Here is a 22471-nt window from a genome sequence, read left to right as displayed (position 1 = left end):
AATGGCGGTATTCGATCTATTCCGGCGGCCGGCTTCCGAGGTAGCACCCGAGACCAAAGCCAGCGCGGCCGGTCCCGTGGTGCATTGGTCGGGCGCGGGACGCGTGAGCTGGACGCCTCGGGATACTGTGTCGCTGACGCGGGCGGGCTTCACGGGCAATCCGGTGGGGTTTCGCGCGGTGAAGGTGATCGCCGAGGCGGCTGCGGCGCTGCCGCTGGTCTTGCAGAGTGAGGATGCGCGGTTTTCGACTCATCCCTGGCTTGGCCTTTTGCAGCGCCCTAATCCGGCGCAGGGGCGGGCCGAGTTTCTAGAGGCGCTTTATGGGCAGCTGTTGCTGTCTGGGAATGGCTATCTGGAAGCGGTTGGCGAGATGGCGCCGCATGAATTGTATGTGCTGCGCTCGGACCGGATGCATGTGGTTCCGGGGGCGGATGGCTGGCCTGTGGCCTATGACTATGTGCTGGGAAACCGCAAGCATCGCTACGACATGACTGAAGGCAAGCCGGTTTGTCATATTCGCAACTTTCACCCGCAGGACGACCATTATGGACTGACGCCGCTTGAGGCAGCCTCGACCGCGGTGGATGTGCATAATGCGGCGGCGCGTTGGTCGAAGGCGTTGCTGGACAATGCGGCGAGGCCTTCGGGGGCGATTGTCTACAAGGGCGCTGAGGGTCAGGGCGCGATGAGTGCCGATCAATACGACCGTCTGGTGTCGGAAATGGAGGCCCATCACACCGGTGCCCGAAATGCAGGCCGTCCGATGTTGCTGGAGGGAGGTCTGGACTGGAAACCGATGGGGTTCAGCCCCAGCGATATGGAGTTCCAGAAGACCAAGGAAGCTGCTGCCCGCGATATTGCGCTGGTCTTCGGTGTGCCGCCGATGCTGCTGGGGATCCCCGGGGATGCGACCTATGCCAATTATCAGGAAGCGCATCGGGCATTCTATCGCCTGACGGTGCTACCCTTGGCCAGCAAGGTGCTAGCGGCCATGTCGAACTGGCTGTCGGAACTGACCGGCGAGGCGCTGACGCTTGGCCCCGATCTGGACCAGATTCCGGCACTGTCTGAAGAGCGTGAGGCGCGTTGGCGCCGTGTTGCCTCGGCCGAGTTCCTGACCGATGCGGAAAAGCGCGTGGCTCTTGGCCTGCCGCCCCGTCCTCAAGAGGAGTAAGCAAGATGCTGGAGAAAAAGTTTTGCCAGACCGAGGCTGCCCTGACCGCAGAGGGTGCGGTGATTTCGGGCTATGCCTCGGTCTTCGGGCAGGTGGATCGCGGCGGTGATGTGGTGGCTGCGGGCGCCTATAAAGCGTGTCTTGAGGACCTCCAGCGTTCGGGCCGTCCGGTGCGGATGCTGTGGCAGCACGATCCGGCGCAGCCTATCGGCGTCTGGGACGAGCTGCGCGAGGACGATCATGGCCTTTGGGTGAAAGGGCGCCTTCTGGACGGTGTCGAGAAGGGCCGCGAGGCGGCGGCGCTGATCGAAGCGGGTGCGATTGACGGGCTGTCTATCGGCTATCGCTGCACCAAAGCGGTGAAGGATCAGAGTGGCCACCGCATTCTGAAAGAGGTGGATCTGTGGGAGGTCTCATTAGTGACTTTCCCCATGCTGCCAACGGCGACAGTCGCCCGTAAGGGCGAAATGGCCGACCCGAATTGGCGCCACGTCGCCGATGCTTTCCGGGATGCCGCCAAGGTAATGCACGCCGGATAATCAATGACAGGAGAACGACGATGGATCTGACCGAGGCGTTGCCACGGAACGGAGAAGCTATGTCCGATACCCATGAGGTGCAATCGGCAATCTCGGAATTCTTGAACGCTTTCAGCGCGTTCAGGGGTGATATTGAAGCGAAGTTTGACAAGCAGGAAGAGAGACTGACCATGCTGGATCGCAAAACCATGACCGCTACCCGTCCCGCGCTGGCCGCTGCACATTCGGCAGATGTGCCCCATAAGAAGGCCTTTGACGCCTACCTGCGGACCGGCGACGATGACGGCCTGCGTGGTCTGGAACTGGAAGCCAAGGGCATGTCCACCGCGGTTGCCGGTGACGGCGGCTATCTGGTGGACCCCCAAACCAGCCAGCGCATTTCAAGCGTTCTGACCTCGACCGCATCGCTGCGTGCGATTGCCAATGTGGTCAGCGTCGAGGCCACCAGTTATGATGTGCTGATCGATCATGCGGAACTGGGTCACGGTTGGGCGAATGAGACCTCGACCATGGCCGAAACTGCTAGCCCGCAGATCGACCGCATCACCATCCCGCTGCATGAACTGTCGGCGCTGCCTAAAGCTTCGCAGCGGTTGCTGGATGACAGCGCATTTGATGTGGAAGGCTGGCTGGCGGGCCGTATTGCCGACAAGTTCGCTCGTGCCGAGGCAGCAGCCTTTGTCAGCGGCGACGGTGTCGAAAAGCCCAAGGGCTTCCTGACCCACGGGCGCGTGGACAACGACATCTGGACCTGGGGAAATCTGGGCTACGTTCCCACTGGCGCAGACGGAGAGTTCACGGGCGCTGAGAGCCTGATCGATCTGGTCTATGCGCTGGGGGCCCAGTACCGTGCCCGTGCGCAGTTCGTCATGAACTCGAAGACCGCAGGTCAGGTGCGCAAGCTGAAGGACAATGACGGTCGCTTCCTGTGGTCGGATGGTCTGGCCGCTGGCGAGCCTGCGCGTCTGCTTGGCTATCCGGTGCTGATTGCTGAGGACATGCCCGACATCATAACCGGTGCCTGCGCGATTGCCTTTGGTGATTTCCAGTCGGGCTACACCGTGGCCGAGCGTCCTGATCTGCGCGTTCTGCGCGACCCCTTCAGCGCCAAGCCCCATGTTCTGTTCTATGCGACCAAGCGTGTTGGCGGCGATGTCAGCGACTTTGCGGCGATCAAACTGCTGAAGTTCTCGGCCTCGTAAAGGCGGCCTGAACGGATGGGCAAGCCCTTGAGTAGGGGCTTGTCCGGCTCTGCGCTGTGTCTGCCGTCCGGCACATCCCCCGCATGAGGGCAGCGCATTCGCAGGGCCGCTTCTGAGGCAGTCGGAATTCGGAGAGGCATATGATCCTGAAAGAAGAAACCAAAGTTGCGCAGACGGCGTTGCCGCTTGAAGTTTTCAAGCAGCACCTGCGTCTTGGCACCGGATTTGCGGCAGATGCCGTGCAGGATGCGGTGTTAGAAGGCTACCTGCGTGCGGCGCTTGCAGCCATTGAGGGGCGTACGGGTAAAGCATTGATCGCGCGAGAGTTTTCCTGCCGCTTTGACGTTTGGCGCGAAGAAAGCGGGCAGTCGCTACCCCTTGCGCCGGTGAAACGCATTCTGGAACTGAGCGTTGTTGATGCGGATGACAATCTGACCATCGTTCCGGCGGAGCGTTATCGCCTAAGCCAGGATTTCCAGCGGCCCCGCATTCTGACCCGTGGTAGCTATTTGCCCACCATTCCGCAGGACGGCTTTGCCGAGATCTACTTTATCGCGGGTTTTGCCGAGGATTGGGCAGGCTTGCCCGAGGATCTGGCGCAAGCGGTTCTGCTACTGGCCGCACATTTCTACGAATTCCGCCACCACAGCGCCGAGGGCAGCTCGGAAATTCCCTTTGGCGTGGATTGCCTGATCGAGCGGTACCGGACGGTTCGCAGCTTTGGAAGGATTGGCGCATGCGCGGTGTGAATTTGACCCGCGAGCTGGTGCTGGAAGAGTTGGAGACCACGCCTGATGGCGCAGGTGGCACCCGCTCGGGCTGGGTCGCGTTGGGAACCCTTTGGGCCGATGTGCGCGCAGGTTCGGGACGCGAAGCCGGAGGGGCCGCGCAGGCTGTGTCGCGGACACGGTACCGCATCACGGTGCGGGCGGCCCCTCATGCAGCGGCGGCGCGGCCCAGACCGGACCAACGTCTGCGCGAAGGGGATCGCCTATGGCGGATCCTGTCCGTGGCCGAAACCGATCGGGCAGGGCGTTACCTGACCTGCCACGCAGAAGAGGAGGTGGCCGCATGAGCTATCGCGCATCCGCCGCTCTTCAAAGCGCCGTTTATGCCTGCCTCAGCGGCGATGAGACCATAACGGCGCCGGTGTTTGATGCGGCCCCTTCGGGCACCTTGCCTGAGACCTACGTGATCCTTGGCGCTGAAGAGGTGAAGGACCGTAGCGACGCCGAGGACTGGGGCGCTTTGCACGGGTTCGATGTGTCGGTCGTGTCCACGGCCGCCGGTTTTCTTGAGGCCAAGCAGGTGGCCGCCGCGATTGCGGTGGCTTTGGAAGACGGCGATCTGCCGCTGAGTTCGGGCCGGTTGGTCTGGCTAAAGTTCCTGAAGGGAAAGGCCCGCCGGACAGCAGACGGCAGACAGATTGATTTGCGCTTTCGAGCGCAGATCGCAGCACAGTGATTTTCTGGAAAGGCTAAGACATGGGCGCACAAGCGGGTAAGGATCTGCTGATCAAGGTGGATCAGAGCGGTGATGGCGTGTTCGAGACCATCGCAGGTCTGCGGGCCACTCGGATCAATTTCAATGCAGAAACGGTCGATGTGACCTCGCTGGAAAGCGAAGGTGGCTGGCGTGAGTTGCTTGGGGGCGCAGGGATGAAGTCGGCGTCGATCTCGGGCTCGGGCGTGTTCAAGGACGCGGCCACCGATGAGCGGGCGCGTCAGATTTTCTTTGAAGGGGAAACTCCTGCGTTTCAGGTGGTGATCCCCGATTTCGGTCTGGTGCAAGGGCCGTTTCTGGTCAGTTCTCTGGAATATGCGGGCAGTCATGACGGCGAGGCGACCTATGAGATCGCTCTGTCCTCGGCCGGTGCGTTGACCTTCACGGCGCTGTGATGGTGAACCCTTGGGCGGGCGAGGTGGCCTTGACGCTGGATGGCCGTGTTCATGTTTTGAAACTGACTTTGGGTGCATTGGCCGAGTTGGAGGCGCAGTTGCACGCCGAGGGGCTGATCGATCTGATCGAACGGTTTGAGGCGGGCAACTATCGCAGCCGCGATCTGATCGCCTTGCTTTGTGCAGGACTTCGGGGCGGCGGCTGGGATGGCTCGGCCCGCGATCTGGCTAGCGCGGAGATCGAAGGTGGCGCAATTGAGGCCTCGCAGGTGGCCGCACGGCTTCTGGCGCTTGCGTTTGGCCCTGTGGGGGGCAGCGCATGAGGTGCTTGGACTTTGGCGGATTGCTGAGGATCGCTCTGACCGAGTTGCGTCTGACACCTGATGCTTTTTGGCGCCTGACGCCTGCCGAAATCATGCAAATGACCGGGCGTGATCTAAACCAGCGCCCCATGGGGCGTCGCCGCTTGGAAGAGTTGGCGGCGGCCTTTCCTGACCAAGACAAAGGATAGGCACGATGGACAATCTGGACGATCTGGATATCGCCCTTGATCGCCTTGAGACCCGCTTTGACGGGGTGATGGGCATGACCGATGTTTTCGAGGCGGAACTGGCGCGGATGCGAAATTCGATTGCCGGAGCGACCGTAGATATCCGCCATTTGGACAGTGGCATTTCGCGGAACCTGCGCTCAGCGGTCGATGCGGTGGTGCTAGATGGCGCACGCCTGTCGGATGCGTTGGGCAACATGGGGCAAAGCATTCTGCGCAATGCCTATTCGTCGGCGGTGAAACCTGTGACCGATCATTTCGGCGGGCTGTTGGCCTCGGGGATCGGTTCGTGGATGCAGGGGATTCCGCCTTTTGCCAATGGGGGGGCGTTCACCCAAGGACGGGTGATGCCTTTTGCCAACGGCGGCGTTGTCAGCCAGCCGACAACCTTTCCCATGCGCGGTGCGACCGGCCTCATGGGCGAGGCTGGCCCCGAAGCCATCATGCCTCTCACACGCGGGGCCGATGGCCGCTTGGGGGTTCAGGCGCAAGGAGGCGGGCAACCTGTACAGGTGGTCATGAATATCTCGACCCCTGACGCGCAAGGTTTCCGCCGCAGCCAAAGCCAGATCGCTGCTGAAATGGGCCGTGCCATTGGGCGCGGCCAGCGCAACCGCTAATTCAGAAACGAACCGGAGGACCCGATGGCCTTTCATGATATCCGCTTTCCGGCCAACCTGAGTTTTGGCTCGGTTGGCGGCCCAGAACGCCGGACCGAGATTGTCACCCTTGCCAATGGCTTTGAAGAGCGCAACACGCCTTGGGTCCATTCCCGCCGTCGCTATGACGCGGGTTTGGGGTTGCGGTCCTTGTCCGACCTAGAGACCCTTGTCGCCTTCTTCGAGGCACGTATGGGCCAGCTGCACGGATTTCGCTGGAAGGATTGGGGGGATTACTCTTCGGCGATTGGCGGGCATGATGTCTCGGCGATGGATCAGGATATTGCCATCGGGGATGGTGAGACCGTCGAGTTCCCCTTGTGCAAAATCTATCGGTCGGGGCCTGCGTCCTACAGCCGCCCGATTACCAAGCCGGTCGCAGGGTCGGTGCGCGTAGCTTTGGGGGGCGATTCAGTCCGTGAGGGCGTGGATTGGGCAATTGATGGCCCTGCGGGCGTGATCACCTTCAACGCGCCGCCTGAGGCGGGTGTCGTGATCTCGGCAGGCTATGAGTTCGATGTGCCGGTGCGTTTTGACACGGACCGCATCCAGATCTCGATTGCGAATTTTCGCGCTGGCGAAGTGCCAAATGTTCCCGTGATCGAGGTCCGCCAATGACAGATATCATGGACCATATGAAGACCGGCGTCACGACTGTCTGCCGTGTTTGGACGATCACCCGCGCGGATGGTGTCGTTCTGGGCTTTACTGATCATGACACTGTCTTGGAGCTTGATGGGGTCAGCTGTCGGCCCACCTCAGGGATGAATGCTTCGGCGATTGAACAGTCCTCGGGACTGGCTGTCGATAACTCGGAGGCCCTTGGCATACTGAGTGATGACGCTATCCGCGAAGACGATATTCGTGCGGGCCTCTATGACGGCGCGACTGTACGCCTGTGGCAGGTCAACTGGGCGGACACTTTGCAACGGCAGTTGCAGTTCCGTGGTTTGCTTGGGGAAATCCGCCGACAAGGCGGCGCGTTCGAGGCCGAACTGCGCGGGTTCGCGGATCTTCTGAACCAACCGCGGGGGCGCAGCTATCAGCGCGGTTGCGGGGCGACCTTGGGCGACAAGGCCTGCGGAGTGGATACTTCGAACCCCGCGTTTGGCGGAGCCTATCAGATCGCCGAAGTCATCTCTGCCCGTGAATTTGTGCTGAAAGGTGGCGCTGATTTCGATGAGGGATGGTTTCAGCGCGGATCGTTTCAAGTGACATCCGGCAGTGCGGACGGGCAGCGCGGCATCATCCGATCGGATCACGGTCTGGATGGTCAAAGGCGGGTCACCTTGTGGGAGCCACTTGGCCGCGTTCCCCAGCGCGATGAGCAGGTGCGTCTGGTCGCGGGCTGTGACGGAGTGACCTCAACTTGCCGATATAAGTTCATGAATTTGATGAACTATCAGGGGTTTCCTGATCTGCCTGGAGATGAGTTTCTAAAGCAATATCCCTCGGGTGCGATCCCGATGACCGGAGGAAGCCGTCGATGATGAGCCTTTCAAAACAGGCAGTGACCGAAGCGCGCCTATGGATCGGCACGCCTTACCAACATCAGACGAGTTGCTGTGGCGCAGGCACTGATTGCCTTGGTCTTTTGCGCGGGGTTTGGCGTGCGCTCTACGGGGCGGAGCCTGCACGGGTGCCTGCCTATACGATGGACTGGTCTGAACCTTCGCGCCAAGAGGCGCTGCTGGAGGCTGCAACACAGCATCTGTGTCCAAAGCCTTTAGGCGATGCGGCAGAAGGCGACGTTCTGGCTTTTCGCATGATGGCGGGGGGACCGGCGAAACATGTGGGCATCCAGTCTGAAATCGGCGCTGAGCCCCGCTTTATTCACGCCTACAGCGGTCAGTCGGTGGTCGAGAACACCCTCACTGCATCGTGGCGCCGCCGCATAGTGGCGCGCTTTTCATTTCCTGAGGAGGTTCGCTGATGGCAACGATAATTCTCTCTGCAGTTGGCGGGACAATCGGCAACGCAATTGGCGGCTCGGTCCTTGGCCTGTCCACAGGCGCCATCGGGCGTGCTGCTGGCGCGATGATCGGGCAGGCATTGGATCGCCGTGTTTTTGCGCAAAGCTATTCGGCCTCTGAACAGGTCGAGGTCGGCCGCGTGGATCGCCTGCGCCTTGGCTCGTCATCAGAAGGTGCGCCCATGGCCCGTGTCTATGGCCGCACGGCGATTGGCGGGCAGGTGATCTGGGCCTCGCAGTTCAAAGAAACGGTGCACACGCGAACCTCTGTCACGACACAGGGGACGGGATCATCGGGTGGCGGCAAGGGAACGCGGCGACAAAGTAGCGGTTCGGTCAAAAGTCAGACGACCACCCATGAATACACATACTCGATCAGCCTCGCCATCGCGCTTTGCGAAGGCGAGATTGCGCGTGTGGCCCGTGTTTGGGCGGATGGTACCGAGGTGGATCAAAGCACCCTGAACATGCGGGTCTATCGCGGGGATTACAGCCAGAGCCCCGACGCCCTGATTGAAGCGATCGAAGGCGCGGGGTCCGTGCCCGCATACCGTGGCACCGCCTATGTCGTGATCGAGGATCTGCAACTGAAGGCCTACGGCAACCGTGTCCCCAGCTTCTCGTTCGAGGTCGTGCGCCCGGCACCGGCAGAGGTGCGCGGCGCGGGCGACATCGCACGTGATGTAGGGGCCGTGGCCCTTATTCCCGGTACAGGCGAGTATTCTTTGGCGACCACGCCGGTTCACTACGGGGCCGGAAACGGGCGTAGTCTTTCGGCCAATGTGAACAGCTACAGCGGGCGCAGTGATTTGGCCACGTCGACCTTGGCGTTGGTGCAAGAGGCGCCGGATTGCAAGGCCGTGTCCTTGGTTGTGTCATGGTTCGGCAATGACTTGCGCTGTGGCGAATGCCGCATCCGTCCGGTGGTGGAACAGAAAAACCATGAAGGCAGCGTGCCTTGGCAGGTCGCGGGCTTGAACCGTGCCAGCGCAGGCGCGGTGCCGCTGCTTGATGGCAATCCGGTGTACGGGGGGACCCCCAGCGACGCCTCTATCATCGAGGCGATCCAACATCTCAAAGCCCGCGGGCAAGAGGTGATGTTCTATCCCTTCATTTTGATGGAGCAACTTGCCGGAAATAGTCTTCCCGACCCTTGGGGCGATGGCGAACAAGCCGCGCTGCCTTGGCGCGGGCGGATCAGCTTGTCGGTTGCTCCGGATCGGGTGGGATCACCTGATCAGACTGCTGCGGCTGATGCAGAGGTTGCGGCATTCTTCGGCAATGCCTCGCTTGGGGATTTTGCGATCTCAGGTTCCGACGTGGTGTATTCCGGCCCCGAGGAATGGTCCCTGCGCCGCATGACATTGCACTATGCAAATCTGTGCAAGGCTGCGGGCGGCGTGGATGCCTTTTGCATCGGATCAGAGTTGCGCGGTCTGACCCAGATACGCGGCGCTGCGGGTTTTCCTGCGGTCGAGGCGCTGCGCCAGCTGGCGCGTGATGTGCGGACCGTTCTAGGCCCCGATACAAGAATTTCCTACGCGGCTGACTGGTCCGAATACTTTGGCTATCAGCCGCAGGACGGCAGTGGCGACAGTTACTTTCATCTAGATTCTCTTTGGGCCGATGAGGCGATCGATTTCATCGGGATCGACAACTACATGCCGCTGGCAGACTGGCGCGAGGGGACCGATCATTTGGACGCGTCCTGGGGTAGCCTTTACGATCTTGGCTACCTGAAGGCCAATATTGAAGGCGGCGAGGGGTATGATTGGTATTACCCCTCGTCTGCGGCGCGTGACGCCCAAAAGCGCCAGAAGATCACGGATGACCAACATGGCGAGCCGTGGGTTTGGCGCAACAAGGATATTCGTGGCTGGTGGTCGAACCTTCATCACGAACGAATTGGCGGCACGCGTCAGGAACAGCCTACGGATTGGCAGCCGTTCTCGAAACCGATTGTCTTCACCGAGATCGGCTGCGCGGCAATCGACAAAGGCCCGAACCAGCCCAACAAGTTCATCGATACGAAATCGTCGGAATCCGCGCTGCCCCATTACTCTTCGGGGCAGCGGGATGAATTTGCCCAGATGCAATATCTGCGGGCGATGCGCGACTATTGGTCTGACGCCGCGAATAACCCGACCTCGCCGGTCTATGACGGGCCGATGCTGGATGCGGATCGCATGTTCATCTGGGCGTGGGACGCACGGCCCTATCCGGCCTTTCCGAACTGTGGCGAGCTTTGGAGCGATGCGGAAAACTACAAGCGTGGCCATTGGCTAAACGGCCGGACAGGGCATCGGGCACTGGCCTCGGTCGTGGCCGAAATATGCGCCTCGGCGGGCGTGACAGATATCGATGTCTCGCAGCTTTATGGAGTGGTTCGTGGCTACCATGAGGACGCGCGCCAAAGCGCCCGTGCGGCCTTGCAGGCCTTGATGATGACCCATGGGTTTGATGCGTTGGAACGCGATGGCACGCTGGTTTTCCGGACGCGACTAGAGCGCAGCGCGATCTCACTTTCAGCGTCAGAGGTGCTGGAGGATGAGGCTGGCGATATTCACGCCGCCCGTTTGCCAGTGCAAGAACTGCCTGACAGCATCCAGCTTGGCTTCGTTGAGGCGGACGCGGATTTTGAAGTTGGCGCGGTCCAATCGGTTGTATCTGGCTATGGGGCCGAAAACCCTTCGGACAACGAAGTTCCGGTGGTTCTGACCCGCGCCGAAGCACGGCAGGTTGCGGACCGCTGGCTGTCCGAGGCCCGCGTTGCCCGCGAAACCCTGAAGTTCTCGCTGCCGCCGTCGCAGGGCGATATCGGTCCTGGCGATCTGGTAAGCATCGATCAGCGCCCCGGTGAGGTCTACAGGATTGACCGACGCACCGTTGCTGAAGGGCAAACGCTGGAGGCCGTTCGCGTTGAACCGACGCTCTACCGTACTGGTCCGGAAACCGAGCAGCAACGTTTCAGCCAGCCTTATGTGCCGCCACTGCCGGTTGAAACCCTGTACCTCGATCTGCCACTGACGCGCGGCGACGAGATACCCGATGCGCCTCATGTGGCCAGTGCAGGTGATCCTTGGCCGGGCGGTGTGGCGATCTATTCCAGTGTGTTCGACGCCGGCTATAGTCTTGCGGGAACCCTTGGTGCACAGGCCACGATGGGCGTTCTGGAAACAGACTTACCAGCAGCACCTGCGGCTGTGCTACAGCGCGATGTCGCGCTTGAGGTAACCCTTATCGCCGGTACTCTTGCCAGTGTCGAGCCTGAGGCGCTGCTGGCTGGCGCAAATGCTGCGGCAATCGGTGATGGCTCACCCGATGGATGGGAAGTGATCCAGTTCCAAAAGGCGGAACTGATTGCACCACAGCGATACCGCCTTGAAGGGCTGCTGCGTGGGCAGTTGGGGTCGGATCGGGGGCAACCTCTGGCGTGGGACGCCGGAAGTCACTTTGTCCTGCTGGATGGCGCTTTGGAGCAGTTGAACCTGCCCGTGCAGCGGGACCAACTGGTGCATCTGCGGGCAGGTCCCGTGGGGCGCAGCTATGACCATAGCAGTTACAGTCATGATCAACTGTCGTTCTCGGCTAGGGGCCTGTGCCCTCTGAGCCCGTGCCATCTGCGCTGGCTGCCGCAAGCGAACGCGGACCACGCATTAAGCTGGATAAGGCGCACCCGAATTGGCGGCGATGCTTGGGGCAGGGATGATGTGCCGTTGGCTGAACAACGCGAAGCCTACCGCCTGACGGTCGTGGTCGATGGCCAAACGGTGCGGTCTCAAGACCTGACAGACCCCTCGTTCCAATACACCGCACAGATGCGGGATGCGGATGGAGCAACGGATGGTTATCGCTTCGAAGTCGCGCAGCTGTCCGATCTGTACGGGGCGGGGGACGCTGCAAGCCTTCTGGTCCAGCCATAAACCCATGTGATGATGCTCATCTTGAATGAGCATCATTTCCTCACCGCCTTGTGTTTCCGGTTTCAATCCTATTTGTTATGGTGTTCGAAATGACGGAGGCCCCTATGGCAGAGAGTTTGTCAAAAATTGCGGCGGTGGACCCTGTGTGGAACCGCATCGTTGACGAAGCAGAGACCGCTATTCAGGAAGAGCCTCTTCTTGGTGGCATGATCCATTCGACGATTCTGCACCATGGTTCGCTTGAGCGGGCGCTGGCGTATCGGCTGGCGATGAAGCTTGGCTCGGGCGAGATGTCGGAACAGTTGCTGCGCGAGATCGCGGATGAGGCCTACGCCTCGGACGACGGCTTGGGCGCGGCAGCGCGGGCCGATATCACAGCGGTTTACGAACGTGACCCCGCTTGCCACCGTTACATTCAACCTTTGTTGTTTTTCAAAGGCTTCCAAGCGATCCAAAGCTATCGTGTGGCCCATTGGCTGTGGCGTCAAGGGCGCAAGGATCTGGCTTACTTCCTGCAGATGCGGATCTCTGAAAGCTTTGGTCTGGATGTGCATCCAGCGGCCCGTATTGGCCGCGGGATCATGATTGACCATGCCCATTCGATCGTGATTGGCGAGACTGCGGTGGTCGGCGACAACGTCTCGATGCTGCATTCGGTGACCCTTGGCGGCACCGGAAAAGAGACCGAAGACCGTCACCCCAAGATCGGCAACGGCGTTCTGATTGGTGCGGGTGCAAAGGTACTTGGCAACATTCGCGTCGGCGATTGCTCACGGATCGCGGCGGGGTCGGTAGTGCTTCAGGACGTGCCCCCGTGCAAGACCGTGGCAGGGGTACCCGCGCGGATTGTCGGAGAGGCAGGGTGTTCGCAACCGTCGCTAACGATGGATCACAATTTCCCTTCAGGCGGCCAAGCCTGAGTCAAAAATATCCCGATGGGGTCGTCAAAAAGCCTGCCTTGATGGCAGGCTTTTTTGTGTCTGGTGCTAAAAAACAAAACAGGCCAACGGTTTACGTTGACCTGCTTGCGTATGATTTGGGATGAGCGGCTATCCTTAAAACTTTACTAACGCGTCTGAGACAGCATTACAAAGCATCCTTAGGGTGGGTGATATACCCATTTGGATAGCTCTCAATCGTTAGGCCAACATCATCATCGGGTTCTCAAGGTTCTCTGCGATGGCTGTCAGCAGCTCGGCACCCAGTGCGCCATCGATCACACGGTGATCAACGCTCAGGGTAACGGACATGACCGTCGCAACCTCGATTTCACCCGCTGCGTTCACAACAGGTTTCTTGACGCCAGCACCGACCGCCAGGATCGCGCCGTGGGGCGGGTTGATCACAGCGTCAAAGTTGTCGATGCCGAACATCCCGAGGTTCGAGATTGCAAAGCTGCCGCCCTGATACTCGTGCGGCGCCAGCTTGCGGTCGCGGGCGCGCTTGGCCAGATCTTTCATCTCTGCGGACAGCGCCGACAGGGACTTCATCTCGGCGTCTTTCAGAACCGGCGTGAACAGACCACCTTCGATCGCAACGGCAACCGCCACGTCCGAGGGCTTCATTTCCAGCACGCGATCACCGGCCCAAACTGCGTTCGCAGCGGGAACGGCTTGCAGCGCCAGCGCCGATGCCTTGATGATGAAGTCGTTTACCGACAGCTTCACGCCGCGGCCTTCCAGCTGCTTGTTCAGCTGGCTACGGAACTTCAGCAGCGCATCCAGCTTGATGTCGCGACGCAGGTAGAAGTGCGGAATGGTCTGCTTGGCCTCGGTGAGGCGACCGGCGATGGTCTTGCGCATACCGTCCAACTTCTTCTCTTCGAACTGGCGACCCTCGTACATTTTGAGGACAGCTTCGGTCGAAGGACCGGTCGCAACAGCCGCAGCGGGTGCAGCGGCTTTGGGGGCCTCTGCCGCAGCAGCCGGAGCGGCGGCTTTGGGCGCAGCAGTTGCGCCTTCCACGTCCGCTTTCACGATACGGCCACGGGGGCCGGAACCGGTGATGGCGCTCAGGTCCAGACCCTTGTCTGCCGCAATACGGCGGGCCAGCGGCGAGGCAAATACGCGCTCGCCCGAGGCAGCCACGGGGGCCGCAGGGGCAGGCGCTGCAGCCGGAGCCGCAGCAGGTGCCGTCGCAGCAGGGGCTGCTGCAGGTGCGGGTGCTGCCGAAGCAGTCCCGATGTCGCTTGCGCTTTCACCATCGGCCAGCAGAACCGCGATAGCGGTGTTGACCTTCACACCTTCGGTGCCTTCAGCGATCAGGATCTTGCCGATCACGCCTTCGTCCACGGCTTCGAATTCCATGGTGGCTTTGTCGGTTTCGATCTCGGCCAGCAGGTCACCCGAAGATACGGTGTCACCTTCTTTCACCAGCCACTTGGCCAGCGTGCCCTCTTCCATGGTCGGAGACAAGGCGGGCATCAGGATTTCGGTAGGCATCTGTCGATCTCCTTAGCGGTAGGTGACTTGCTTGACGGCATCGATCACCTCAGCGGTGGTGACCAGAGCCAGCTTTTCAAGGTTCGCTGCATAGGGCATGGGAACGTCCTTGCCGGTGCAGTTGATGACGGGCGCATCCAGATAGTCGAACGCTTCCTGCATCAGGATCGAGCTGATGTGGTTGCCAATCGAACAGACAGGGAAGCCTTCTTCGACGGTCACACAGCGGTTGGTTTTCATGACCGACTTGATCACGGTGTCTTTGTCCAGCGGACGCAGGGTGCGCAGGTCGATGACTTCGGCGCTGATGCCTTCTTCTGCAAGCTTATCAGCAGCTTCCAAGGCGTAGGTCATGCCGATGCCGAACGAAACGATGGTCACATCGGTGCCTTCGCGCCAGATTTTGGCCTTGCCGAAGGGAACGGTGTAATCGTCCAGAACCGGCACGTCGAAGGACTTGCCGTAGAGGATCTCGTTCTCAAGGAAGATGACCGGGTTCGGATCACGCACGGCGGTCTTGAACAGACCTTTGTAGTCCGCTGCCGAGTAGGGCATCACAACCTTCAGACCGGGGATCTGCGAATACCATGCCGCATAGTCTTGGCTGTGCTGTGCGCCAACGCGGGCCGCTGCGCCGTTCGGGCCGCGGAACACGATCGGACAACCCATCTGGCCGCCGGACATATACAGGGTCTTCGCAGCCGAGTTGATGATGTGGTCAATCGCCTGCATGGCGAAGTTGAAGGTCATGAACTCGACGATGGGCTTCAGGCCAGCCATTGCCGAACCCACGGCCACACCGGCAAAGCCATGCTCGGTGATGGGGGTGTCGATCACGCGCTTCGCGCCGAATTCGTCCAGCAGACCTTGGGTGATCTTATAGGCGCCCTGATACTCGGCCACCTCTTCACCCATGATGTAGACGTCTTCGTCGCGGCGCAGTTCTTCTGCGATGGCGCTGTTCAGCGCTTCGCGAACGGTCATCGACTTGAATTCGGTACCTTCGGGGATTTCGGTCTCTGCAGGAACAACGATCTGGACCGGACCCTTGGGCGCGGCGGGAACGCTGGCAGCGGCAGGCGCGGCAGCAGGCGCTTCGGCAGCGGGGGCCGATGCTGCGGCGGCGTCAACGCTTTCGCCTTCTTCGATCAGAATGGCGATGGGGGTGTTGACCTTAACGCCTTCGGTGCCTTCGGCGATCAGAATCTTGCCGATGATGCCTTCATCAACAGCTTCGAATTCCATGGTCGCTTTGTCGGTTTCGATCTCGGCGATAATGTCGCCCGAGCTCACGGTGTCGCCTTCCTTGACCATCCACTTGGCAAGGGTACCCTCTTCCATGGTGGGCGACAGGGCGGGCATCAATACTTCGGTTGCCATAATTCTGTGTCCTCTCGCTTAGTTGTCGGCGTAGATATCGGTGTACAACTCGTCCAGCGAAGGCTCGGGGCTTTCTTTGGCGAATTCTGCCGACTCGTTCACGATGGCTTTGATGTCTTTGTCGATGGCCTTCAGGTCATCTTCGGTGGCGTGCTTGCCCGACAGCAGCAGTTCGCGAACATGTTCGATCGCGTCACGCTCTTCGCGCATTTTCTGCACTTCCTCGCGGGTCCGGTATTTCGCCGGGTCCGACATGGAGTGACCACGGTAGCGGTAGGTCTTCACTTCCAGAATGTAGGGGCCTTTGCCTGCGCGGCAGTGCGCAACGGCTTTCTCGCCCGCTTCTTTCACGGCCAGAACGTCCATGCCGTCTACTTCCTCGCCTGCGATGCCGTAGGCTTCGCCACGCTTCCACAGGGCAGGGGATTTGGTCGAGCGGGTCACCGAGGTGCCCATGGCGTACTGGTTGTTCTCGATCACGAAGATTACCGGCAGTTCCCATAGCTGCGCCATGTTGTAGGTCTCATAGACCTGACCCTGGTTTGCAGCGCCGTCGCCGAAATAGGCGAAGGTCACGCGGCCATTGCCTTTGTACTTGTCATGGAACGCCAGACCCGCACCCAGCGGAACCTGCGCGCCAACGATGCCGTGGCCGCCGTAGAAATGCTTCTCTTTCGAGAACATGTGCATCGAGCCGCCCTTGCCGCGCGAATAGCCACCTTCGCGGCCGGTCAGCTCGGCCATAACGCCTTTTGCGTCCATGCCGCAGGCCAGCATGTGGCCGTGGTCGCGGTAAGATGTGACGCGCTTGTCACCTTCTTCTGCTGCGGCCTCAAGGCCGACAACAACAGCTTCCTGACCGATGTAAAGGTGGCAAAAACCGCCAATCAGGCCCATGCCATACAGCTGACCTGCTTTTTCCTCAAACCGGCGGATCAACAGCATCTCGCGGTAATATCCCAGCAGCTCCTCGGCTGAAACATTCGGTTTTGCTGTAGTTTTCCGGGTGGCCATAATCCGTCCCCTCCCAATTCCAAGCAAATAGTTTAACGTTGAACTATCTATATCCTATCTCTTTTCGCGAAGCGAGAGAAAATATCCCCCCTAGGCCATGCAGCGTAGGAAAGGCAGGATTGTGCCAAGCGGGAGGGCGCTGGCGAAATCTCAGATTAAGGATTTTTCGAAAAACACCCGATCAAAGCCGTCGCTGGTGCGGCGGTCGATCTCGGTGAACCCGAGGTGCGGATAGATGGCAAGGTTCTCGGTCATCTTGGAATTCGTATAAAGCTGCACTTTGGGCAGCCTTTGGGCGCGGGCCTCAGCCTCGCAGTACTGGATCAGGGCTTTGCCGATGCCGTGCCCCGCATAGTCGGGGTGGATGGCGATATTCTCAAGCAGCATGGCCCCATTCTTGGGGTAGAAGACGATAAAGCCCGCCACGTGCCCGTCTTTTGTTGCCACATGGATCAGCCCCTCTGCGGTTTGCGCGTCATAGTCTGACAGCAAGGGCGCCGGTTTCTGCCCCATCAGCGGGATGTAGCGGGCATAGGCCGCCTCGGCGCAGGCGCGGATTTCGGAAGATTGATCGGTAGTCGCAAGTGTGATCGGCAACAGGTATGACCCTTAACGTGGTGCAAGATGCGCGCGGTAAATGCGCACCACGATCATGCCAATCAACGCCATCACTGCCAAGGTGGTCGCAACCGATTTCACTTGGGTCATCGCGCTGGCGACAGACACCAGCGCTTGCGGAAGCGCAGGGTGGATTAGCAGCATCGTCGCGATACCGATATTCTCGGCATAGTCCGCCAGCATTCCGATCACGCTGATGGCGATCCCAGCGCGTAGCAGCACAGAGCAGGGGGTCATGGCATTCAGCCAGCGCATCCAGTTAATCAGTGTCAGCGCCAGAAGGGCCGGATAGAGCACATCCAAGGGGATTTGCCGCGTTAGATAATAGCTGCGCCCGTCATTCCCTAGCGCCTCTAGCAGCGCCTGTGCGGCTTCATGACTGTAGCCTTTGAAACGCAAGTCAAAGGGCTGCATGTCTGTGAGATCCTGCAAATGGGTCAATGTGACCGTCACCATCAGCAGATATATCGCCGCCGAGATGCCAAGATAGATCAACGCTTTTCGAAAATAAAGGGGAGCCTCTGCCTGTCCCATCGTCAACGCTCCGGACTATGATGGGAGCAGGGTAGTATGCCCGCTAGGCGCGAGCAATTGTGCATGTCGTCGCGGATAGGATTAGCGGATGACCACTTCGTCGGCGCGCAGCATGCCCAGAACATCGCGGGCCTGCTGATCCAATAGGTCCAGATCCAGATAATCGTCAGAGAGGCGGCGGGTCAGATTTTCCATCTGTGCAACCTCTGCCTTCAGATCTGCCAGATCTTTACGCAGCAGATCGGTCTCTGCCTCGATCTCGGCGCGGCGGAAGATGCCGTAATCGCCCTGCACAGCGGCAAAGGTGAAATAGAGCCCCAGCGTAAAGGCTGCGGTGAAATACAAGAGAAGACCCACACCGGGGCGATTGTCTGTCATGCTCTGCTCTGCCTCTTATTCGGGCTTTTCAACCCTGCAACCAGCCTCTGACGGGCTTTTGGTGCAAAATGGCCTGTGGCAAGATTATGCCACAGGCCTCTATCAACATGAAACCCCCTCTTTCGGGGAGGGTCGGATTATCCCAGAGCTGCAACGCCGGGCAGGGTCTTGCCTTCCATCCACTCAAGGAAGGCACCACCTGCGGTCGAGATATAGGTGAACTCATCCGCAGCACCGGCCTGATTTAGTGCGGAAACGGTGTCACCACCGCCCGCGATCGACACCAGCTTGCCTGCTTTGGTCAGATCAGCTGCGGCCTTGGCCGCTGCATTGGTGGCGGTGTCGAAGGGGGCGATCTCAAACGCGCCAAGGGGACCGTTCCAGATCAGGGTTTTGGACGCCTCAAACACCGAGACGATCTTTTCGACCGCCGCAGCGCCTGCGTCCAGAATCATCGCGTCTTCAGGGCAGGCGTCGTTGGCGACGGTTTCATTCTTGGCACCCGCCGCGAATTCCCACGCAACCACCACGTCCGACGGCAGCACGATTTCGCAGCCTGCGCCGCTGGCCTTGGCCATGATCTCTTTCGCGGTGCCAGTCAGATCATGTTCGCACAGGGACTTGCCCACGTTGATGCCTTGAGCGGCAAGGAACGTGTTGGCCATGCCGCCACCGATGACCAGATAGTCGACCTTCTCAATGAGATTCGACAACAGGTCCAGCTTGGTCGAGACCTTGGCCCCGCCAACAACCGCCACCACAGGACGCTGGGGATTGCCAAGGGCCGCTTCCAGCGCCTTCAGCTCCATCTCCATGTTGCGACCGGCGCAAGAGGGCAGCAGATGTGCTACGCCTTCGGTCGATGCGTGCGCACGATGCGCCGCAGAGAACGCGTCATTGCAGTAGACATCGCCCAAAGTGGCCAGAAATTGCGCCATCTGCGGGTCATTCTTTTCTTCCATCGGGGTGAAACGGGTGTTCTCGATCAGGATGATGCTGCCTGCTTCTGCGGCGTCCAGCTGTGCCTGATCGGGCGTTTCGATGAACGTCACCTTGCGGCCCATGACCTGTTCCAGCGCGGGAACCACGTGGCGCAGGGACATCTCGGGGACGACCTGACCTTTGGGGCGGCCAAAGTGGGCCAGCAGAACAGGGGTGCCACCGGCGGCAAAGATCGAGTCGATGGTGGGCTTGATGCGCTCGATGCGGGTGGCATCGGTAACAACGCCGTCTTTCATCGGAACGTTAATGTCCACGCGGGTTACAACGCGCTTCCCGTTCAGGTCCATCTCGTCCAGTGTTTTCCAGGCCATAATCGTGGCTCCTCCTGTGCAACTACGGGCGTTTCTTCGCCCAACTGCGGGGCTTAGGTCAACGGCTATGCTTGGCAATTGCGCAAGTGGCCCTTAAGTCTGTGCCCAAAGACAATGAAAGGACCAGTCATGGCCGAGTATAAAGACCCCGAAAACACCATCCTGCTAGAGCTGAAAGACGGCACTGTTGTGATCGAACTGCTGGCCGACGTTGCCCCCAAGCACGCCGAGCGCATGAAAGAACTGGCCCGCGAAGGCGCATATGATAACGTGGCGTTCCACCGTGTGATCGATGGCTTCATGGCCCAGACCGGCGATGTTGAACACGCCAACATGGAAAAAGACTACAACCCTGGCCGCGCTGGCACCGGCGGTTCGGACAAGCCCGATCTGCCCGCAGAATTCAGCAAACTGCCCCATGACCGTGGCACCCTTGGCGCGGCCCGTTCGATGAACCCGAACAGCGCGAACAGCCAGTTCTTCATCAACTTCAAGGACAACCACTTCCTGAACGGCCAGTACACCGTTTATGGCCGTGTGGTGTCGGGCATGGAGTTTGTGGACAAGATCGCCCGTGGCGAGCCCCCCGCGAATCCCGACCGTATGATCAGCGTGAAAGTTGCCGCAGATGCGTAACGCGATTGCTCTGGCTCTGACCCTGCTGGCTGGCCCTGCGCTGGCCACCGGCCTGACCATTGAGGTCGAAGGCGAGGCAAACGGCACCATCCAGATCGACCTGTTGGAAGATGTGGCCCCCAAGCACGTTGCGCAGATCACCGCGCTGGCCAGTGAAGGCAAATACGATGGCGTGGTGTTCCACCGCGTGATCGAAGGCTTCATGGCGCAGACCGGCGACGTGCAGTTCGGCAAGATGGGCGATGGCTTCAACATGAACAACGCGGGCATGGGCGGCTCTGATCTGCCTGACCTGCCGGCAGAGTTCTCGGCCGAGAATTTTGACCGTGGCGTTGTCGGCATGGCGCGCTCGATGGACCCGAACAGCGCGAACAGCCAGTTCTTCATCATGTTCGCACCTGCGCCGCACCTGAACGGTCAGTACACCGTGATCGGTCGTGTGACCGAGGGCATGGATGTGGTGGACGCGATCAAGCGCGGCGGCGGTCGCAATGGTTCGGTCACCGGTCAGCCTGACGTGATGAAAAAGGTCACTGTCACCGAATAAGATTCGGTTGGCATTGCGATAATTCAGGGCGCGCAGCAGAAATGTTGCGCGCTTTTTCATTTCGAAATCTGAAAAACTTCGACAGAAAGGTCAGGAATACCCGTATAAGGAGATTTTTTGTTTCCGGATTGGGTTCAATATCGTTAGGGTTGTGTTGTTACCCTGTAACTGTGTACGAGTGGCTTCGATTTACTCTTTCTTAGCAAGCCTGAGTGTAGACCGAAGATGTAAGGTTGGTGCTTTGCACCGCGTAATCCCTGGGGGGATAGGAAAAGGTGGCGCCTCTTTGCATGAGGGTGCTGCCTTTTGCCTTTTTAGGGTCCTGTAATCACGGCTGAGGTCGCCATAGGCGGAAACAAAAACGGCGCCGTCTCCGGCGCCGCTATGTTTGTGATGGTGTTGACCTTAGCCCAGTTCAACGATTGCGTGGCGTTTCTTGCCCGCGCTCAGTTTCAAGGGGCTGGCCAGATCGGCAGCGGTGATCAGCTTGCCAGCATCGGTCACAGATTCGTCGTCGATCTTCGCGCCGTTGTCGGCGATCAAACGCTTGGCCTCTTTGCCGGTGGCCGCAAGACCCGAACGGACAAAGATCTGCACGACCGAAATGCCATCGCCCAGTTCCTCGGCACTCAGGGTCAGGCGGGGCAGGTCGCCGCCGGCGATGCCCTTTTCGAACACTTCCTTCGCCGTGGCTTCAGCGGCTTTCGCAGCCTCTTCCCCGTGCAGCAAGGCGGTCACTTCGTTCGCCAGAATGATCTTGGCTTCGTTAATCTCGGACCCTTGCAGGGCACCCAGACGCTCGCACTCTTCTACGGGCAGCTCGGTGTACAGCTTCAGGAACTTGCCGGTGTCCGCATCGGTGGTGTTGCGCCAGAACTGCCAGAAGTCATAGGGCGACAGCATCTCGGCGTTCAGCCACATGGCGCCGCCTTGGCTTTTGCCCATCTTCTTGCCGTCGCTGGTGGTCAGAAGGGGCGAGGTCAGGCCGTAGATCTCATGGTCCAGCACGCGGCGCGTCAGGTCGATCCCGTTCACGATGTTGCCCCACTGGTCCGAGCCACCCATCTGCAGCAGACAGCCGTAGCGGCGGTTCAACTCAAGGAAGTCGTAGGCCTGAAGGATCATGTAGTTGAACTCAAGGAAGCTCAGCGACTGTTCGCGGTCCAGACGGGATTTCACCGATTCGAACGACAGCATGCGGTTGACGCTGAAATGGCGGCCGATATCGCGCAGGAATTCTAGGTAGTTCAGCCCGTCCAGCCATTCCGCGTTGTTCAGCATGATCGCGCCATTGGGCGCATCGCTGTAATCCAAGTAACGGGCGAACACTTTGTTCATTCCATCGATGTTTGCCTGAATCTGGTCCGGTCCCAGCAGGGGGCGTTCATCACTGCGGAAGGACGGATCGCCCACCTTCGTGGTGCCGCCGCCCATCAAAGTAATGGGTTTATGGCCGGTTTTCTGCAGCCAGCGCAGCATCATGATGTTCAGCAGGTGACCCACATGCAGCGAGGCCGCCGTGGCGTCATAGCCGATATAGGCCGGGACAGTGCCCGCCATCAGCGCATCATCGAGGCCCTGATAGTCGGTGCAATCCGCCAAATAGCCACGCTCGATCATGATGCGCAGGAATTCAGACTTAGGATGGTAGGTCATTGCACTTGTCCCTTCTGCGGTTGCGAGGCACTCTATA

Annotated in this window: 25 protein-coding genes; 17 read left to right on the top strand and 8 right to left on the bottom strand. The window is 59.9% G+C overall.

Annotation, left to right across the window (positions count from 1 at the left end; translation table 11 throughout):
- Position 1 precedes the first annotated feature (1 nt).
- The 15 genes from CLV74_RS09380 (at position 2) to cysE (ending at position 12837) form a co-directional block, all read left to right on the top strand.
- Positions 2-1174, top strand: a complete 1173-nt coding sequence (locus tag CLV74_RS09380; protein ID WP_106263976.1) for a phage portal protein — start codon at positions 2-4, stop codon at positions 1172-1174.
- A gap of 5 nt (positions 1175-1179) precedes the next feature.
- Positions 1180-1713 carry an HK97 family phage prohead protease gene (locus tag CLV74_RS09375; RefSeq protein ID WP_106263975.1) on the top strand — a complete coding sequence of 178 codons (534 nt, stop codon included), beginning with the start codon at positions 1180-1182 and terminating at the stop codon, positions 1711-1713.
- 20 nt (positions 1714-1733) lie between these two features.
- On the top strand, positions 1734-2915 hold the full coding sequence (locus CLV74_RS09370; protein WP_106263974.1) for a phage major capsid protein: 1182 nt from the start codon (positions 1734-1736) through the stop codon (positions 2913-2915).
- Positions 2916-3055: 140 nt separating this feature from the next.
- Positions 3056-3664 carry a head-tail connector protein gene (locus CLV74_RS09365; RefSeq protein WP_106263973.1) on the top strand — a complete coding sequence of 203 codons (609 nt, stop codon included), beginning with the start codon at positions 3056-3058 and terminating at the stop codon, positions 3662-3664.
- Positions 3652-3990, top strand: coding sequence for a head-tail adaptor protein (locus CLV74_RS09360; RefSeq protein ID WP_106263972.1), 339 nt, complete (start codon positions 3652-3654; stop codon positions 3988-3990). The genes CLV74_RS09365 and CLV74_RS09360 overlap by 13 nt, the downstream gene beginning before the upstream one ends.
- Complete coding sequence (locus CLV74_RS09355) at positions 3987-4379, top strand: DUF3168 domain-containing protein (protein WP_106263971.1); 393 nt, start codon at positions 3987-3989, stop codon at positions 4377-4379. The genes CLV74_RS09360 and CLV74_RS09355 overlap by 4 nt, the downstream gene beginning before the upstream one ends.
- 20 nt (positions 4380-4399) lie before the next feature.
- Complete coding sequence (locus CLV74_RS09350) at positions 4400-4813, top strand: phage major tail protein, TP901-1 family (protein ID WP_106263970.1); 414 nt, start codon at positions 4400-4402, stop codon at positions 4811-4813.
- A complete protein-coding gene (locus CLV74_RS09345; protein WP_106263969.1) occupies positions 4813-5136 on the top strand; it encodes a gene transfer agent family protein in 324 nt (107 codons plus the stop codon). Before CLV74_RS09350 ends, CLV74_RS09345 begins: the two co-directional genes overlap by 1 nt.
- Positions 5133-5324, top strand: coding sequence for a rcc01693 family protein (locus CLV74_RS09340; protein ID WP_106263968.1), 192 nt, complete (start codon positions 5133-5135; stop codon positions 5322-5324). Before CLV74_RS09345 ends, CLV74_RS09340 begins: the two co-directional genes overlap by 4 nt.
- Complete coding sequence (locus CLV74_RS09335) at positions 5321-5983, top strand: phage tail tape measure protein (protein ID WP_170108018.1); 663 nt, start codon at positions 5321-5323, stop codon at positions 5981-5983. Before CLV74_RS09340 ends, CLV74_RS09335 begins: the two co-directional genes overlap by 4 nt.
- A 24-nt stretch (positions 5984-6007) precedes the next feature.
- Positions 6008-6640 carry a DUF2460 domain-containing protein gene (locus tag CLV74_RS09330; RefSeq protein WP_106263966.1) on the top strand — a complete coding sequence of 211 codons (633 nt, stop codon included), beginning with the start codon at positions 6008-6010 and terminating at the stop codon, positions 6638-6640.
- Complete coding sequence (locus CLV74_RS09325; RefSeq protein ID WP_106263965.1) at positions 6637-7512, top strand: DUF2163 domain-containing protein; 876 nt, start codon at positions 6637-6639, stop codon at positions 7510-7512. The genes CLV74_RS09330 and CLV74_RS09325 overlap by 4 nt, the downstream gene beginning before the upstream one ends.
- Positions 7512-7955, top strand: coding sequence for a C40 family peptidase (locus CLV74_RS09320; protein ID WP_245888500.1), 444 nt, complete (start codon positions 7512-7514; stop codon positions 7953-7955). Before CLV74_RS09325 ends, CLV74_RS09320 begins: the two co-directional genes overlap by 1 nt.
- Positions 7955-11917: a baseplate multidomain protein megatron gene (locus tag CLV74_RS09315; RefSeq protein WP_106263963.1), complete on the top strand. Its 3963-nt coding sequence runs from the start codon at positions 7955-7957 to the stop codon at positions 11915-11917. The genes CLV74_RS09320 and CLV74_RS09315 overlap by 1 nt, the downstream gene beginning before the upstream one ends.
- A 104-nt stretch (positions 11918-12021) precedes the next feature.
- Positions 12022-12837 (top strand): serine O-acetyltransferase, encoded by an 816-nt coding sequence (gene cysE, locus CLV74_RS09310; protein WP_106263962.1) that lies wholly within the window; start codon positions 12022-12024, stop codon positions 12835-12837.
- 219 nt (positions 12838-13056) lie between these two features.
- Here the strand turns inward: cysE and CLV74_RS09305 are convergent, their stop codons facing one another.
- The 7 genes from CLV74_RS09305 to CLV74_RS09275 form a co-directional block, all read right to left on the bottom strand.
- A complete protein-coding gene (locus CLV74_RS09305) occupies positions 13057-14358 on the bottom strand; it encodes a pyruvate dehydrogenase complex dihydrolipoamide acetyltransferase (RefSeq protein ID WP_106263961.1) in 1302 nt (433 codons plus the stop codon).
- A gap of 12 nt (positions 14359-14370) precedes the next feature.
- Complete coding sequence (locus CLV74_RS09300) at positions 14371-15738, bottom strand: pyruvate dehydrogenase complex E1 component subunit beta (protein WP_106263960.1); 1368 nt, start codon at positions 15736-15738, stop codon at positions 14371-14373.
- A gap of 18 nt (positions 15739-15756) precedes the next feature.
- Positions 15757-16752, bottom strand: a complete 996-nt coding sequence (gene pdhA / locus CLV74_RS09295; RefSeq protein ID WP_106263959.1) for a pyruvate dehydrogenase (acetyl-transferring) E1 component subunit alpha — start codon at positions 16750-16752, stop codon at positions 15757-15759.
- 150 nt (positions 16753-16902) lie between these two features.
- Positions 16903-17349: a GNAT family N-acetyltransferase gene (locus CLV74_RS09290; RefSeq protein ID WP_245888499.1), complete on the bottom strand. Its 447-nt coding sequence runs from the start codon at positions 17347-17349 to the stop codon at positions 16903-16905.
- Positions 17350-17361: 12 nt separating this feature from the next.
- Positions 17362-17904: a hypothetical protein gene (locus CLV74_RS09285; RefSeq protein ID WP_106263958.1), complete on the bottom strand. Its 543-nt coding sequence runs from the start codon at positions 17902-17904 to the stop codon at positions 17362-17364.
- A gap of 81 nt (positions 17905-17985) precedes the next feature.
- Positions 17986-18282, bottom strand: coding sequence for an FtsB family cell division protein (locus CLV74_RS09280; protein WP_106263957.1), 297 nt, complete (start codon positions 18280-18282; stop codon positions 17986-17988).
- 137 nt (positions 18283-18419) lie between these two features.
- A complete protein-coding gene (locus CLV74_RS09275; protein ID WP_106263956.1) occupies positions 18420-19595 on the bottom strand; it encodes a phosphoglycerate kinase in 1176 nt (391 codons plus the stop codon).
- Positions 19596-19724: 129 nt separating this feature from the next.
- Here CLV74_RS09275 and CLV74_RS09270 point away from each other — a divergent pair, with 129 nt between their 5' ends.
- The gene (locus tag CLV74_RS09270; protein ID WP_106263955.1) at positions 19725-20231 is read left to right on the top strand and encodes a peptidylprolyl isomerase; all 507 of its coding nucleotides are present in this window, start codon (positions 19725-19727) and stop codon (positions 20229-20231) included.
- Complete coding sequence (locus CLV74_RS09265) at positions 20224-20778, top strand: peptidylprolyl isomerase (protein WP_106263954.1); 555 nt, start codon at positions 20224-20226, stop codon at positions 20776-20778. Before CLV74_RS09270 ends, CLV74_RS09265 begins: the two co-directional genes overlap by 8 nt.
- A 405-nt stretch (positions 20779-21183) precedes the next feature.
- On the opposite strand, the gene tyrS is transcribed toward CLV74_RS09265, so the two are convergent.
- Positions 21184-22434 (bottom strand): tyrosine--tRNA ligase, encoded by a 1251-nt coding sequence (gene tyrS / locus CLV74_RS09260; protein ID WP_106263953.1) that lies wholly within the window; start codon positions 22432-22434, stop codon positions 21184-21186.
- Between the last annotated feature and the right edge of the window lie 37 nt (positions 22435-22471).

The organism is Donghicola tyrosinivorans, assembly GCF_003003355.1.
Classification (GTDB): Bacteria; Pseudomonadota; Alphaproteobacteria; order Rhodobacterales; family Rhodobacteraceae; genus Donghicola; species Donghicola tyrosinivorans.
This window is presented reverse-complemented; position numbering and strand designations above follow the sequence as displayed.

What these genes read in the sequence shown, in the direction of transcription:
- CLV74_RS09270 (WP_106263955.1), top strand. Translation starts at nt 19,725, where the DNA reads ATGGCCGAGTATAAAGACCCCGAAAACACCATCCTGCTAGAGCTGAAA.
- tyrS (WP_106263953.1), bottom strand. Translation starts at nt 22,434, where the DNA reads ATGACCTACCATCCTAAGTCTGAATTCCTGCGCATCATGATCGAGCGT.
- CLV74_RS09315 (WP_106263963.1), top strand. Translation starts at nt 7,955, where the DNA reads ATGGCAACGATAATTCTCTCTGCAGTTGGCGGGACAATCGGCAACGCA.
- CLV74_RS09325 (WP_106263965.1), top strand. Translation starts at nt 6,637, where the DNA reads ATGACAGATATCATGGACCATATGAAGACCGGCGTCACGACTGTCTGC.
- CLV74_RS09280 (WP_106263957.1), bottom strand. Translation starts at nt 18,282, where the DNA reads ATGACAGACAATCGCCCCGGTGTGGGTCTTCTCTTGTATTTCACCGCA.
- CLV74_RS09380 (WP_106263976.1), top strand. Translation starts at nt 2, where the DNA reads ATGGCGGTATTCGATCTATTCCGGCGGCCGGCTTCCGAGGTAGCACCC.
- CLV74_RS09330 (WP_106263966.1), top strand. Translation starts at nt 6,008, where the DNA reads ATGGCCTTTCATGATATCCGCTTTCCGGCCAACCTGAGTTTTGGCTCG.
- CLV74_RS09365 (WP_106263973.1), top strand. Translation starts at nt 3,056, where the DNA reads ATGATCCTGAAAGAAGAAACCAAAGTTGCGCAGACGGCGTTGCCGCTT.
- CLV74_RS09300 (WP_106263960.1), bottom strand. Translation starts at nt 15,738, where the DNA reads ATGGCAACCGAAGTATTGATGCCCGCCCTGTCGCCCACCATGGAAGAG.
- pdhA (WP_106263959.1), bottom strand. Translation starts at nt 16,752, where the DNA reads ATGGCCACCCGGAAAACTACAGCAAAACCGAATGTTTCAGCCGAGGAG.
- CLV74_RS09360 (WP_106263972.1), top strand. Translation starts at nt 3,652, where the DNA reads ATGCGCGGTGTGAATTTGACCCGCGAGCTGGTGCTGGAAGAGTTGGAG.
- CLV74_RS09320 (WP_245888500.1), top strand. Translation starts at nt 7,512, where the DNA reads ATGAGCCTTTCAAAACAGGCAGTGACCGAAGCGCGCCTATGGATCGGC.
- CLV74_RS09370 (WP_106263974.1), top strand. Translation starts at nt 1,734, where the DNA reads ATGGATCTGACCGAGGCGTTGCCACGGAACGGAGAAGCTATGTCCGAT.
- CLV74_RS09285 (WP_106263958.1), bottom strand. Translation starts at nt 17,904, where the DNA reads ATGGGACAGGCAGAGGCTCCCCTTTATTTTCGAAAAGCGTTGATCTAT.
- CLV74_RS09355 (WP_106263971.1), top strand. Translation starts at nt 3,987, where the DNA reads ATGAGCTATCGCGCATCCGCCGCTCTTCAAAGCGCCGTTTATGCCTGC.
- CLV74_RS09305 (WP_106263961.1), bottom strand. Translation starts at nt 14,358, where the DNA reads ATGCCTACCGAAATCCTGATGCCCGCCTTGTCTCCGACCATGGAAGAG.
- CLV74_RS09375 (WP_106263975.1), top strand. Translation starts at nt 1,180, where the DNA reads ATGCTGGAGAAAAAGTTTTGCCAGACCGAGGCTGCCCTGACCGCAGAG.
- CLV74_RS09345 (WP_106263969.1), top strand. Translation starts at nt 4,813, where the DNA reads ATGGTGAACCCTTGGGCGGGCGAGGTGGCCTTGACGCTGGATGGCCGT.
- cysE (WP_106263962.1), top strand. Translation starts at nt 12,022, where the DNA reads ATGGCAGAGAGTTTGTCAAAAATTGCGGCGGTGGACCCTGTGTGGAAC.
- CLV74_RS09265 (WP_106263954.1), top strand. Translation starts at nt 20,224, where the DNA reads ATGCGTAACGCGATTGCTCTGGCTCTGACCCTGCTGGCTGGCCCTGCG.
- CLV74_RS09350 (WP_106263970.1), top strand. Translation starts at nt 4,400, where the DNA reads ATGGGCGCACAAGCGGGTAAGGATCTGCTGATCAAGGTGGATCAGAGC.
- CLV74_RS09340 (WP_106263968.1), top strand. Translation starts at nt 5,133, where the DNA reads ATGAGGTGCTTGGACTTTGGCGGATTGCTGAGGATCGCTCTGACCGAG.
- CLV74_RS09275 (WP_106263956.1), bottom strand. Translation starts at nt 19,595, where the DNA reads ATGGCCTGGAAAACACTGGACGAGATGGACCTGAACGGGAAGCGCGTT.